This window comes from Mesorhizobium sp. B2-4-18, from assembly GCF_006441385.1.
Lineage (GTDB): Bacteria > Pseudomonadota > Alphaproteobacteria > Rhizobiales > Rhizobiaceae > Mesorhizobium > Mesorhizobium australicum.
In genome coordinates, this window is record NZ_VFUW01000001.1 from 334,261 (window position 1) to 347,702 (window position 13,442).

Sequence of the window (13,442 nt, forward strand, 5' to 3'; positions counted from 1 at the left end):
ATGCCGCACCGGAAGTCACGTCAGCCAACTTCCTTGCAACTTCTTAAGCTTGGTTAACGCGTTGTTTACCACGTTGGGCGAAATGTGCGCGTGTCGGCTACCCGTGGTTATCCTGTATCGAATTTTCACGGTTTTTCGGAGCGCGGGGAAACCCGGGAAGCTTGTCTTCCACCGTGGCATCGAAGCGCGGTCGCCTCGTTCCGGCAGGGACTTGGGGAGCTGGCGGCAAGCCGGCCAATCTGAAAGACGGACGCACCGATGAACAGCAAGCGGTCCTACCTCGATACACTCAATGCTGGCAGGCAGCGCAAGCCGCAGACCACGCTAGAGCAGTTGAACCGCTCCCTGGAGACGCTGGAACAGCGCCTGGGGCAGACGCGCGAGGACGCGACGGCACGACCCGCTCCTCGCCAATATGGCGCCGAACCGCGTTACCCCGCCTCCGACCCGCGCTATCCCGCTGCGCAGCCGACGGCCCAGCAGCGCTGGTATGAGGATCCGCAGCCGGCACCGCGTGCGCACAACCCGGCGCCCTCCCCTGCACCCTTCGACCAGAATTATCAGGCGATCGCGCGTGACATCGACCGCGTGCGCGGCCAAGAAGACAGCGTCGCCATGGTCGGCAAGATCGCCGGCGAACTGCGCGGCATGCGCGAGGAACTGCGCCACCAGGTGACTTCAGGGCTGCAGCGCGAATTCGACGCGCTGCGCAAGGACATCGACCGCGCCTTCCAGTCGAACGCCAAGTCCGGGACATCGGGCAAGGGCAGCGCCGAACTCGGCGTGGAATTCGAGCGGCTCTCCGGCGCCATCAAATCGCTGTCGGAGAAGAGCGACGACAGGAGCGTCAACCTGCTGCGACTGGAACTCGAACAGGTCAAGGCCGCGCTCGACACGCTGGCGCGCGAGGAGAGCGTGCAGAAGGTCGACCGCCGCTGGGACGAGTTCGACCGCCGCTGGACGGCCTTCGAGGACCGCGTCGACGCCGACCAGCGCAAACGCTCCGACGACCCCGCCCTTGCCGCCTTGACCGACCGGCTGGAGCAGATCAGCAACGCCGTCAACAACCTGCCGGAATCGCTGTCCCTGCGCTCGCTGGAGGAGAAGGTCCGCACGCTGGCCGGGGCGGTCGACCATTTCGCCAGCCAGCAGGACAATCGCGGCGGCGGCACGCTGGCCATGATCGACGAGCGGCTGGACGAGATTTCCCGCGCTATCGTCGCCTCGACAGTCGCCGCACAGGCGAATTCAGTCGACCACGAAGCCTTCGAGCGCATCGAGAAGCGGATCGACTCGCTCGCCCAGCAGATCGAGGAAGTGGCGCAGGACCGTCCCGCAAATGTCGTGATCGACCGGCTGAACACGCTGTCGAGCCGGGTCGACGACCTCGCCGGCCGCGCCAACCTGCCCGAGCAGGCGATGGAACGGCTCGCCAAGCAGATCGCGCTGATCGCCGACAAGATCGATCAGGCGCCGGCCATGCCCGACGCCGACTACATCTTCCACGGGCTGGAGCAGCGCTTCGACGTGCTGTCGGGCATGATGGAGCGGCGCCAGGGCGACGCCATCGAGCAGGGCAACATGCTGTTTCGCGATCTCGAGCGCCGGCTGGACGAGGTTGCCGACCGGCTGGACCAGCGCAGCATGCCGCAGGTCGACAGTGCCGGCATCATGGACGCCATCGACGCTCGCTTCACCGCACTGGCCAAGCGCATGGAGACACGCGCTCCCGATCCCGCCGGCGAGGCGGCGATCCGGGGCCTGGAAAGCCGGCTCGAAGATATTTCAAGCCGGCTGGACGCTTCGGCGGCCCAGGTGGCCGGCATCGATCCGGCGCTGATCCGCAGCCTGGAGGCGCAGGTCGCCGGCCTGTCGGCGCATCTTTCCAAGCCCAGCACGCCGCTGCCAGACTTCGAGGACATCAGCCCACGCCTCGACGAAATCGAAAAAGCGCTGGCCGGGACCCGCGATTCCATCCTCGGCGCGGCACGTGAGGCGGCCGAGAACGCGGTGCGCTCGCTGGCCGGAACGAGCACCAATACGGCCGCGGTATCCGGCCTCGCCCAGGATCTGAAGACCCTGGAGACGCTGACGCGGCGTTCCGACGAGCGCAATTCGCGGACCTTCGAGGCCATTCACGACACACTGCTCAAGATCGTCGACAGGCTGGGCTCGCTGGAAACCAGCGAGCAGTCCGAGGCGGCAAGCGAGCTCCTGGACGCGGCCTCGATCGAACCCAGTGGCTGGCGTGGCTTGCAGCGGCCCAAGATGGCCGTGAACGCACCATCCATGACCATGGACCAGCTGCCGCTGACTGGCGACATGGCCGATCTGGACGCGCGTGCCGCGGCCATAGTGCGCACCGAGCCCGGCGAGCCCGCACTGCACGTTGGAACGGGCTTGTCTCCCCGGCCGGGCACGCGCTCGCCGGCGGAAGCCGCCGCCGCCGCCGCGATGGCCGCACTCGGTTCCGACACCACCGCCGGAAAGGACCAGCCGGCAGGCCGCAAGTCGATGTTCGGCGGACTGGCGCGGGCCTTCAAGGGCAAGAAAGCGGCGGATGTTCCGCCGCTGGCCGGCTCGGCGCCGAGCGCCGACATCCCGAGTGTCGATCTCGACGAGCCGCTCGACCCGAAGGTCGCCAACCGCCCGCTGGAGCCGGGCTCCGGCGCGCCTGACCTCAATGCCATCATGAAGCGCGTGCGCGACGAGCGCGGACAACCGGCCAAGCTCGGCGACAGCGACGCGGCGAAATCGGATTTCATCGCCGCCGCCCGGCGCGCGGCGCAGGCGGCCGCGGCCGAGGCCGACGCCCTGAAGCGCCAGTCGACGATGAAAGGCCCGGTCAAGGCGCTCAGGATAGGCGACCTGCTCAAGGCGCGGCGCAAGCCGATCCTGATGGCGGCGGCAGCGATCATGCTGGCGCTTGCCGGCCTGCAGCTCGGCAAGGCGTTCCTTTCGGATCCCGCCCAGGTGGCAAGCAACGACGCATCCCCGATCGTCGCCCCGCAGCCGGTTCGGACGGCATCTCTCGATACCGCCAGCCAGCCGAAGACCGAAGTTCAGCCGACGGCGATGAACAGCGCGCCGGCCCGTCCGGCCAGGCAGGCCGAACAATCCGCGCCCGCCAGCAAGGACGATATGGCGGCGCGGACCGTCGTGGCCATGCCGTCTGATACGGACGCGATGCCGGACACAGCGCCCACGGCCGAGCCCGCTTCGCCGGTCACGTCGGCCATGGCTTCCGGCCCGAGCGCCCCCGACGCGATGGCTTCGGCCGCGCCGGTTGCTCCGATGACCGCTGCCCCAGCCATGACGGATCCGGCACCAGCCGCCGGCGCTACGCAGGCGACGGATGCCGATCTCCAAGCGGCCCCTGCCGCGCCAGTGGCGACCGAGGCGACGACCAACGACACGACTGGCGCCGTTGCGCCCATGGACAAGCCGGCGGCGACAGCCGCGATCAAGTTCGACATTCCGGCCGATGCCGGCCCGGTCGCCTTGCGTGACGCCGCCGCCGGTGGCGACGCCAAGGCGCTGTTCGAGGTCGGCTCGCGCTACGCCGAGTCGCGCGGCGTCAAGGAAGACATGCCGGCTGCCGCCAAATGGTACGAGAAATCGGCGGAACTCGGCTTCGCGCCGGCTGAATACCGCATCGGCAATTTCTACGAGAAGGGCATCGGCGTCGCGCGCGACATCAAGAAGTCGAAGACCTGGTACCAGCTCGCCGCCGCGCAGGGCAACGCCAGCGCCATGCACAATCTGGCGGTGCTGTTCGCCATGGCCGCCGACGGCGCAACCGACAATGAATCGGCCGCGCATTGGTTCCAGGCGGCCGCCGACCTCGGCGTCAAGGACAGCCAGTTCAATCTTGGCATCCTCGCCGCCAAGGGCGTCGGCATGAAGCAGAACCTGGAGGAATCCTACAAATGGTTCGCGCTCGTCGCCAGGACCGGCGACAAGGATGCCGCGGCCAAGCGCGACGAGATCGCCAACGCGCTGCGGCCCGAGCAGCTCGAGCGGGCGCGCGCGGCGACCGAATTGTGGAAGGCCAAGCCGCTCAACGCGGCGGCCAATTCGGTGGACATTCCCGAATCCTGGCAGGAAGGCACGCCGCAGACGACGGCCGGCATCGACATGAAGAAGGCGGTCAAGAACATCCAGCTCATCCTCAACAAGAACGGCTATGACGCCGGCGGCGCCGACGGCGTGATGGGCGGGAAGACCAAGAACGCGATCATCGCTTTCCAGACCGACAACAAGCTGCCAGCGACGGGCGCGGTCGACGAGAAGCTGGTCAAGGCATTGCTGGCGCGCAAATAACGGCAGAAGCGTCGTTTCCACGACGCCCTTGCCTTACATTTGCCTGTTAACTGATTGAGTTGTTTTTTGTTTCGGCGCGGTGACGGGGTTTGGTCCCGCTGCCGCGTCGGCGCAAGAGAAAATTGGCTTTTCGATGCGATAGTGCCCGCAGCGGCTTTATTCGCCGACAGGCAAACTGATCGAGACAGACGGGTGGGCATCTATCTCCCGATCGCGGAAATTTCCGTCAACGTCTTCGTGCTGCTGGCCATGGGCGCCGCGGTGGGCTTCCTGTCGGGCATGTTCGGGGTGGGCGGCGGCTTCCTGATCACGCCGCTCTTGATCTTCTACAACATCCCGCCGGCGATCGCGGTCGCCACCGGCGCCAACCAGGTCATTGCTTCTTCCGTCTCCGGCGTGTTGTCGCACATGAAGCGAGGGACGCTCGACTTCAAGCTCGGCAGCGTGCTTCTGGCCGGCGGCGTCGTCGGCTCAACCGGCGGCATCTATGTGTTCGGCTTCCTGCGCAGGCTCGGCCAGCTCGACCTGTTCATCTCGCTGCTCTACGTCGTGCTGCTCGGCACCGTCGGCGGGCTGATGCTGGTCGAGAGCATCAAGGCCCTGCGCGCCACGCGCAGCGGCGCGGCGCCGGTGCTGAAGAAATCCGGCCAGCACAACTGGATCCACCGCCTGCCGCTGAAGATGCGCTTCCGCGCGTCGAAGCTGTTCGTCAGCGTCATTCCGGTGCTCGGGCTTGGCGCCGGCATCGGCTTCCTGTCGTCGATCATGGGTGTCGGCGGCGGCTTCATCATGGTGCCGGCGCTGATCTATCTCTTGAAAGTGCCGACCAATGTCGTCATCGGCACCTCGCTGTTCCAGATCATCTTCACCTCCGCCTATACGACGCTGGTCCACGCCACCACAAACCAGACCGTCGATGTGATGCTGGCCTTCCTGTTGATGGCCGGCGGCGTGGCCGGGGCGCAATATGGCGCCAAGGCCGGCCAGCGGCTGCGCGGCGAGCAATTGAGGGCGCTGCTGGCGCTGCTGGTGCTGGCGGTGGCGATCCGGCTTGCCACCGATCTGTTCGTCACGCCGCCCAACCTTTATTCGCTGTCCGGCCTGGGCCTCAACTGATGAATGGCCTGAAAGCGCTCGCAGCCGTCGCTCTCCTGTCCCTGACCGCCGCCGCGCCGGCGAAGGCGCAGACGCCGCTGACGGAAGGCATCCAGATCGGCCTTTCCACCGACGCGGTGTCGATCACCGCCGGTTTTTCCGGGGCCGACCTGACCATCTTCGGTTCGCTGGAAAATCCCGACCCGCTGGTCGCACGCCAGGGCCGTTACGACGTCATCGTCGTGCTCGAAGGGCCGCCGAAACCGGTGGTCGTGCGCCGCAAGGACCGGGTGCTGGGCGTCTGGGTCAATTTGGATTCCGAGACCTTCGAGAACGTGCCGGTGTCCTATTCGGTCGCGACGACGCGGCCGCTGCAGGACATCACCGAACCCAACAGCTACAAGCAGCTGTCGCTCGGCGCCTCCAACCTCTACATGCAGCCCGCCGAAGCCGGTGACAGCCCGGCGACGATCGAGGAATTCACGGCCGCGTTGCGCGAACGCAAGGCCGCCGCCGGCCTCTACAGCGAGAATGTCGGCGGCGTGCAATTCCTGTCGCAGAACCTGTTTCGCGCTACCGTCAGGCTGGCGCCTGATGTCTCGGTCGGCACGCACAAGGCGCGCGCATTCCTGTTCAAGAGCGGCCTATTCGTCAAGGAGAGTTCGGCGCAGCTCGAAATCCGCAAATCGGGCTTCGAACAATCGATCTTCCGCGTCGCCCACGACTATTCGTTCCTCTACGGCGTGTTCGCCGTATCGTTGGCCATGGTGACTGGCTGGCTCGGCCGGCTGGTGTTCCGCAAGGATTGATGCCGCGGGAAAAGAGGGGTTCCCCTTTTCGCCGCCATGCGATAAACCGCCGCCTCCCAACCCAGGGGCAAACAAGCACATACCGTTCGCCAGGAGCGGTCCCGCCATCCCGATGACAGCGCGACGCGTCGCCGCTGTTTTGCCGCCACGAACAATGACAGGAGGCTGCGATGCATCAGGCATTCGGCGGCATCGACTTCGGCACGTCCAATTCCACGGTAGGCGTCATCCGGAACGGCAAGGCGGGGCTGGTCCCGCTGGAGGGCGGGCAGCCCACTTTGCCAAGTGCCGTGTTCTTCAATTTCGAGGATGGCCATACCTATTTTGGCCGCCGCGCTATCGGGGACTATACCGACAGCATCGAAGGCCGCCTGATGCGCTCGTTGAAGAGCGTGCTCGGCAGTTCGCTCGCCCACGAGAAGACGCGGATCAAGGCACGCCAGATCGGCTTCATCGACATTATCGGCCTGTTCATCGGTCATCTGAGGACGCGGCTGGAAGAGGACGCCGGCGGCGTGGTGGAGAGCGTGGTGCTCGGCCGCCCGGTGCAGTTCGTCGATGACGACGCGCAAGCCGACGCGGAGGCGCAAGGCGAACTCGAGAAGGCTGCCCGTGCCCAAGGCTTCAGGCACATCGCTTTCCAGTTCGAACCGATCGCGGCGGCGCTCGATTACGAGCAGAAGGTGACACGCGAGGAACTGGCGCTGATCATCGACATGGGCGGCGGCACGTCCGACTTCTCGATCGTGCGGGTCTCGCCGGAGCGCGCGCGATCGACCGATCGCAAGGACGACATCCTGGCCAGCCGCGGCATCCATATCGGCGGCACCGATTTCGACCGGCTGCTGAGCATCGCCCATGTCATGCCACAGCTCGGCTACCTCTCCGCGACCAAGGACGGCAAGCGCAATCTGCCGGCCAGCTACTTCATCGATCTCGCCACATGGCAGCGCATCAATCTGGTCTACACCGCCAAGGCGATGACGCATCTGCGCCAGATCCGCTACGAGGCCGCGCGCGCCGACCTGGTCGACCGCTTCATCCATATCGTTGAGCTCCGCTACGGGCACGCGCTGGCGGCGCTGGTCGAGAAAGCCAAGATAGAGCTGACCGACATGTCATCGGCGGACGTGGCGGTGAAGCTGCCGGGCGCGGCGTTCGCCGCCGGGATCACGCGCGACGGGCTGGAGGCGACGATCGCTCGGGACATTGAGCGGGTTACCGAAACGGTGGCGCAGACCATCCGCGACGCCGGGGTCAAGCCCTCCGACATCACCGCGGTGTTCCTGACCGGCGGATCGACGGCGATCCCGCTGGCAAGGCGGGAAATCCTGTCGCTGGTGCCGCGGGCTTCCGTCATGGAAGGCGATATGTTCGGATCGGTCGGACTCGGCCTGGCGCTCGATGCGCAGCGGAAGTTCGGCTGAACCTACCCCTACGTAGTCCCGTTCGCCTCCGCGGCCAGATGCGCCTTCAGCGCCATCTGGGCCAGGCTTGCCTGACGGTCGCGGTGGGTGATCATGGCGAAGTCGCGCTTCGGCAATTCAATCGGCACGGCTCTCAGGCTCCCCTCGGCGACCGCGCGCCCGACCACCAGCTCCGAAATGATGGTCGCGCCGGCACCCGCCTCGACAGCTTGGCGAACCGCCTCGTTGCTGGGCAGCACCAGGAATATCCTGAGGTCGGCAAGCGAAATCCCCTCGCGGCGCGCCAGATCCTCCAGCACCTCGCGCGTGCCGGAGCCGCCCTCGCGGATTATCCAGCGCAGGCCGGTGATGTCGGGGCGGCCCGGCGCGATTTCGGCGATCTCTGGATGGGAGCTGGCAACGACCAGCATCAACCGGTCGGTATCGACCTTGACGCGGCGCAACAAGTCGGACTCGGTGCGCCCTTCGACCAGGCCGAGATCGGCGGTTCCATCCAGCACGCTGGCCTCGACCTGCCTTGTGTTGCCGATGGTGACGCTCAGCCTGACGGCCGGATAGGCCTCGTGGAAAGAGGCCAGCCGGCGCGGCAGCCAGTAACTGGCGATGGTCAGGCTGGCGGCGATGGAGAGGCTGCCGGCGACCGTCTGCGAAACATGTTCCAGGACATTGCGCGCGGCTGCGGCCCGCTCCAGCACGGCCTTGGCCTCCGGGAGGAACCGATGGCCGGTCTGGGCCAGCTCGATGTTGCGGCCGACGCGGTTGAACAGATGGACACCATGCTGCTCTTCCAGAGCGCGAATGGCCGCCGACGCGGCCGACTGGGAAATGCCCAGGAGCTCCGCCGCCTTTGTCATGTGGCCGCGCTCTGCGACGGCGACGAAAATGCGCAACTGATCCAGGGTCATGCCTGTATTAAGAACCAATATCGATCGAATTTACAAGAACAACTGATTAGACGGATCGATAGCTTTATTCTACTTTTTCGTCGGAAGTTAGAAAAAATTAGCCTGCAGGTCGCAAAGAGCAAAATGATCGGGCGGTTCAGGTCCCTGCTTGCGCATTGGAGCCGCGGTATAAGGCGACGGCTGGCCGGTGATCGCCACCATCCCGAAGAACATTATATGCGCGGCCCCGGGCCGAAGACGCGGGCCAAATCCGCTGGCCGCGCGAGCACCACGGGATCATGATGCAAGGACCGCCGCGCGGCGCCAATTCAGCCCCCTCGCAACGCCCGCTTGCCGACACGCGGGCGCCCGATGAAGGCGACGGTGTCGACACCTCGCCTGATGTTTCCGACAGCATCGCCAAGACGACCTGCTACATGTGCGCCTGCCGCTGCGGCATCGACGTGCACATCAAGGACGGCAAGGTCCGCTACATCAACGGCAACAAGGATCATCCGGTCAATCGCGGCGTGATCTGCGGCAAGGGCAGCTCCGGCATCATGCAGCACTACAGCCCGGCCAGGCTGAGGAAGCCATTGCTGCGCACCGGGCCGCGCGGCTCGGGTGAGTTCCGCGAGATCGAGTGGGAGGAAGCCTTCTCGATCGCTACCGAGCGGCTCTCGAATATCCGCCGGACCGATCCTAAGAAACTCGCTTTCTTCACAGGCCGTGACCAATCACAATCTCTTACAGGGTGGTGGGCGAGCCAGTTCGGCACGCCGAACTTCGCCGCCCATGGCGGCTTCTGTTCGGTGAACATGGCGGCGGGCGGGCTCTACACGATCGGCGGCTCGTTCTGGGAGTTCGGCGAGCCCGATTGGGACAACACGAAATACTTCATGCTGTTCGGCGTTGCCGAGGACCATGATTCCAATCCGATCAAGATCGGACTGGGCAAGCTCAAGGCGCGCGGCGCCAAGGTGGTGTCGATCAATCCGTGCCGGACCGGCTACAATGCGATCGCCGACGACTGGATCGGCATCCGGCCCGGCACGGACGGCCTGTTCGTGTTCGCGCTGATCCACGAACTCTTGAAAGCCGGCCGCGTCGATCTCGATTATCTGCTCCGCTACACCAACGCGCATGTCCTGGTTATCCAGGAGCCGGGCGCGGCCGATGACGGGCTGTTCATGCGCGACAGCGACGGCAATCCGCTGGCATGGGACAGAGTGGCGACGACCTCCGTCAACGCAGTCGATTCAAATGCCAAACCGGCACTGACCGGCAGCTTCACAGTCGACGGGCGCAGGTGCCTTCCCGTGTTCCAGCTGATCGCGGACCGCTACATGGACGTCAGCTATTCGCCCGATGCGGTCGCGGAGCGTTGCGGCATCCCGGCCGGAACGATCCGCCGGATCGCCGCCGAACTGGCCCACGTCGCGTTCGAGCAGGCGATCGAACTGCCGGTGGCATGGACCGATTGGGCCGGGCGCCGGCATCAGACGATAAAGGGACGGCCGGTTTCGATGCATGCCATGCGCGGCATCTCGGCCCATTCCAACGGCTTTCACACCTGTCGCGCCATCCACCTGCTGCAGGTTCTGCTGGGCACGGTGGATGTGCCGGGCGGCTTCCGCTTCAAGCCGCCCTATCCCAGGTCGGCGCCGCCCGGCCCGAAGCCCTGCGGCAAGGATGTCAGGCCGATGACGCCGCTCGACGGCATGCCGCTCGGTTTCGTCTGTGGACCCGACGATCTGCTGGTCGACGAAGCGGGTACGCCGCTGCGCATCGACAAGGCCTATTCCTGGGATTCGCCGCTTGCGGCGCATGGGCTGATGCACACAGTAGTCCGCAACGCCTGGGCCGGCGATCCCTACCCGATCGACACGCTGATGATGTACATGTCGAACATGGCCTGGAATTCCTCGATGAACACCGTCGAGACCATGGCCATGCTCACCGACCATGACGAAGCGGGCAACTACAAGATCCCTTTCATCATCTATTCCGATGCCTACTACTCCGAGACCGTGCCGTTCGCGGACCTGGTCCTGCCCGACACCACCTATCTAGAGCGTCATGACTGCATCAGCCTGCTCGACCGGCCGATCAGCCATGCCGACGGGCCGGGCGACGCCATTCGCCATCCGGTCGTCGAGCCCGACCGCGACGTCAGGCCCTTCCAGTCGGTGCTGATCGACCTCGGCGCGCGGCTTGGCCTGCCCGGCTTCGTCGATGACGAAAGCTCGCCGAAGTACCGCGACTATGCCGACTACATCGTCAATCATGAACGCACGCCCGGCATCGGCCCGCTCGCAGGCTGGCGCGGCAAGGACGAAAACTCGATCGGCAAGGGCGACGTCAATCCCAACCAGTTGCAACGCTACATCGACAATGGCGGGTTCTGGCACCACGATTTCACCGAGGACCAGCGCTACTACAAGATGGCCAACCGCTCCTATCTCGACTTCGCGGTGCAACTGGGCTTCATCCCAAAGGCCGAGCCGATCGTCTTCCAGCTCTATTCCGAACCGATGCAGCGTTTTCGGCTGGCCGCGCGTGGTCATGGCCGGGTGGTGCCGCCTGCAAGCGAACGCAGGCGCGTCGAGACCTACATGGACCCGCTGCCGTTCTGGTACATGCCGTTCGAGGAAGCGTCCGTCGACCAGGAAGAATACCCGCTGCACGCGCTGACGCAGCGGCCCATGCACATGTACCATTCCTGGGGTTCGCAAAATGCGTGGTTGCGGCAGATCACCAGCCAGAACCGGCTGTTCGTGCATCAGCAAACCGCCGCCGGGCTCGGCCTTGGCGACGACGACTGGGTGTGGATCGAGAGCATCAACGGCAGGGTCAAGGGGCAGATCAAGCTGGTCGAAGGGATCAACGAAAGCACGGTGTGGACCTGGAACGCGATCGGCAAGCGACGCGGCAGTTGGGGGCTCAAAGACGATGCCGCCGAAAGCAATCGCGGCTTCCTGCTCAACCACATCATTGGAGACCAGACCTTGGCCGACGCGCAGGGCAAGCGTTATTCGAATTCCGATCCGGTCACGGGCCAGGCGGCGTGGTTCGATCTGCGCGTGCGCATCGTCAAATGCGCGGCGGAGGAGGCCGGCTTCACCGAGCCGCAATTCGAGCGTTTTCAACAGCCGCCGCATTTCGAACCCTCGCCCGACAAGCTCACTTTCGGCGCCGGGTTTCGGCAGGCAAGAGAGGCAACCGAATGACCTGTCTTCCAAGTCCAGGCGGCAAGAAGCTCGGCCTCGTCATCGACCTCGACACCTGTGTCGGCTGCCAGGCCTGCGTTACCGCCTGCAAGGAATGGAACACCGGCGGCCACATGGCGCCGCTGACCGACATCGACCCCTATGGCGGCCATGTCGACGGGGTCTGGTTCAACCGCGTGCACAGTTACGAGCACATCACCGAGATGGGTGGGCGCACGGTCAACTTCCCGCGCTCCTGCCTGCATTGCGAGACGCCGGCCTGCGTCACCGTCTGCCCGACCGGCGCCTCCTACAAGCGCGCGTCGGACGGCATCGTGCTGATCGACGAGGACAAGTGCATCGGCTGCAAATTGTGCAGCTGGGCCTGCCCTTACGGCGCGCGCGAATTCGATGGCGATGTCGGGGTGATGAAGAAATGCACGCTCTGCGTCGACCGCATCTATAACGACAACCTGGCCGAGGGGGACCGCGTGCCGGCCTGCGTCGCCGCCTGCCCGACCAGTGCCCGGCATTTCGGCGACCTCGGCGATCCCCAATCCCCCGTTTCGCAACTGGTGGCGGAGCGCGGCGGTGTCGACCTGATGTCCGAACTCGGCTATCGCCCGACCAACAAATACCTGCCGCCGCGCGCTCACACGCAACGCGCCGCATCGGTGACCGCTCCCGCGCTGGAGCCGCTACGGGCCGAGGGCGGTTTCCTTGGCTGGGTCGACCGCATGCTTTCGAGCTGACCATCCATGCATCCGGCTTTTTCGGTCGTCTTCTTCACCACCGCCACGGGTGCCGGCTATGGGCTGCTCGCGCTGCTCGGCGTGCTCGGCCCGCTCGGCTTCGTCGCGCCCGATTTCTGGCCGGGCTTCGTCGGCATGGGGCTGGCGCTCGGCCTGATCGCCGCCGGCCTGTTGTCATCGACCGGCCATCTCGGCAGGCCCGAACGTGCCTGGCGGGCGTTCTCGCAATGGCGCAGTTCATGGCTGTCGCGCGAAGGCGTTGCCTCGGTCGCCACCTTCATTCCCGCAGGCGTGTTCGGCGTAGGCTGGGTCTTCCTTAGCCGCCTCGATGGCTGGGTGGCGGCCGCCGGCGTTCTGGCCGCCGTTGGCGCCATAGCCACGGTCTGCATGACAGGCATGATCTATGCCTCGCTGAAACCCATCGCCCACTGGCACAGCCCCTACACCTTGCCCGGCTATCTCATCTACTCGGCGATGAGCGGCAGCGTGCTTCTGAACGCTGTGCTGCAAGCACTTTCTCTCGGCTCGAAAATGCTTCTGGCGACTTCCGCGCTGCTCATTTTGCTCGGCTGGGGCTGGAAGCTGGCGACGTGGCGCTACAACGACCGGCTGGAAATCCCGACGACCGCCAACACCGCGACCGGGCTCTCCGGCGGCATAGTGCAATCCCTGGAATGGCCGCATACCGAGGAGAACTACCTGCTCAAGGAAATGGGTTTTCGCATCGCGCGCAAGCACAGCGCCAAGCTGCGCCGGATCACGCAGGCGCTGGCTTTCGGTTTGCCGATCCTGTTGCTGCTTGCCGCCTTCGCCTTGCCGTGGCCGCTCGCGGCGGCGCTATCGGCGCTGGCCGCGATCGCCCAGTTCGCCGGCATGCTGGTCGAACGCTGGCTGTTCTTCGCGGAAGCGAAGCACACGGTCATGCTCTACTATGGGCGATAGA

At 65.5% G+C, this 13,442-nt stretch carries 8 protein-coding genes; 7 read left to right on the top strand and 1 reads right to left on the bottom strand.

Annotated elements, in window-relative coordinates:
- Window positions 1-258: 258 nt before the first annotated feature.
- The 4 genes from FJ527_RS01535 (at window position 259) to FJ527_RS01550 (ending at window position 7,654) form a co-directional block, all read left to right on the top strand.
- Complete coding sequence (locus FJ527_RS01535; protein WP_140821345.1) at window positions 259-4,323, top strand: peptidoglycan-binding protein; 4,065 nt, start codon at window positions 259-261, stop codon at window positions 4,321-4,323.
- Between the two features lie 192 nt (window positions 4,324-4,515).
- Window positions 4,516-5,439, top strand: a complete 924-nt coding sequence (locus FJ527_RS01540; protein WP_140821347.1) for a sulfite exporter TauE/SafE family protein — start codon at window positions 4,516-4,518, stop codon at window positions 5,437-5,439.
- A complete protein-coding gene (locus FJ527_RS01545; protein WP_015319314.1) occupies window positions 5,439-6,227 on the top strand; it encodes a TIGR02186 family protein in 789 nt (262 codons plus the stop codon). Before FJ527_RS01540 ends, FJ527_RS01545 begins: the two co-directional genes overlap by 1 nt.
- Window positions 6,228-6,397: 170 nt before the next feature.
- A complete protein-coding gene (locus FJ527_RS01550) occupies window positions 6,398-7,654 on the top strand; it encodes an Hsp70 family protein (protein ID WP_140821349.1) in 1,257 nt (418 codons plus the stop codon).
- A gap of 8 nt (window positions 7,655-7,662) precedes the next feature.
- On the opposite strand, the gene FJ527_RS01555 is transcribed toward FJ527_RS01550, so the two are convergent.
- Window positions 7,663-8,559 carry a LysR family transcriptional regulator gene (locus tag FJ527_RS01555; protein ID WP_140821351.1) on the bottom strand — a complete coding sequence of 299 codons (897 nt, stop codon included), beginning with the start codon at window positions 8,557-8,559 and terminating at the stop codon, window positions 7,663-7,665.
- A 278-nt stretch (window positions 8,560-8,837) separates the two neighbouring features.
- On the opposite strand from FJ527_RS01555, the gene FJ527_RS01560 reads away from it, so the two are divergent.
- From FJ527_RS01560 to FJ527_RS01570, 3 genes are read left to right on the top strand one after another with little or no spacing between them, the layout of a single operon-like run.
- On the top strand, window positions 8,838-11,768 hold the full coding sequence (locus FJ527_RS01560; protein ID WP_181166262.1) for a molybdopterin oxidoreductase family protein: 2,931 nt from the start codon (window positions 8,838-8,840) through the stop codon (window positions 11,766-11,768).
- The gene (locus FJ527_RS01565) at window positions 11,765-12,499 is read left to right on the top strand and encodes a 4Fe-4S dicluster domain-containing protein (RefSeq protein WP_140821353.1); all 735 of its coding nucleotides are present in this window, start codon (window positions 11,765-11,767) and stop codon (window positions 12,497-12,499) included. The genes FJ527_RS01560 and FJ527_RS01565 overlap by 4 nt, the downstream gene beginning before the upstream one ends.
- Window positions 12,500-12,505: 6 nt before the next feature.
- On the top strand, window positions 12,506-13,441 hold the full coding sequence (locus FJ527_RS01570; protein WP_140821355.1) for a DmsC/YnfH family molybdoenzyme membrane anchor subunit: 936 nt from the start codon (window positions 12,506-12,508) through the stop codon (window positions 13,439-13,441).
- Window position 13,442 lies beyond the last annotated feature (1 nt).

Excerpts from the sequence above, each read along its gene's own strand:
- FJ527_RS01565 (WP_140821353.1), top strand. The coding sequence starts at position 11,765 with ATGACCTGTCTTCCAAGTCCAGGCGGCAAGAAGCTCGGCCTCGTCATC.
- FJ527_RS01535 (WP_140821345.1), top strand. The coding sequence starts at position 259 with ATGAACAGCAAGCGGTCCTACCTCGATACACTCAATGCTGGCAGGCAG.
- FJ527_RS01550 (WP_140821349.1), top strand. The coding sequence starts at position 6,398 with ATGCATCAGGCATTCGGCGGCATCGACTTCGGCACGTCCAATTCCACG.
- FJ527_RS01570 (WP_140821355.1), top strand. The coding sequence starts at position 12,506 with ATGCATCCGGCTTTTTCGGTCGTCTTCTTCACCACCGCCACGGGTGCC.
- FJ527_RS01555 (WP_140821351.1), bottom strand. The coding sequence starts at position 8,559 with ATGACCCTGGATCAGTTGCGCATTTTCGTCGCCGTCGCAGAGCGCGGC.
- FJ527_RS01545 (WP_015319314.1), top strand. The coding sequence starts at position 5,439 with ATGAATGGCCTGAAAGCGCTCGCAGCCGTCGCTCTCCTGTCCCTGACC.
- FJ527_RS01560 (WP_181166262.1), top strand. The coding sequence starts at position 8,838 with ATGATGCAAGGACCGCCGCGCGGCGCCAATTCAGCCCCCTCGCAACGC.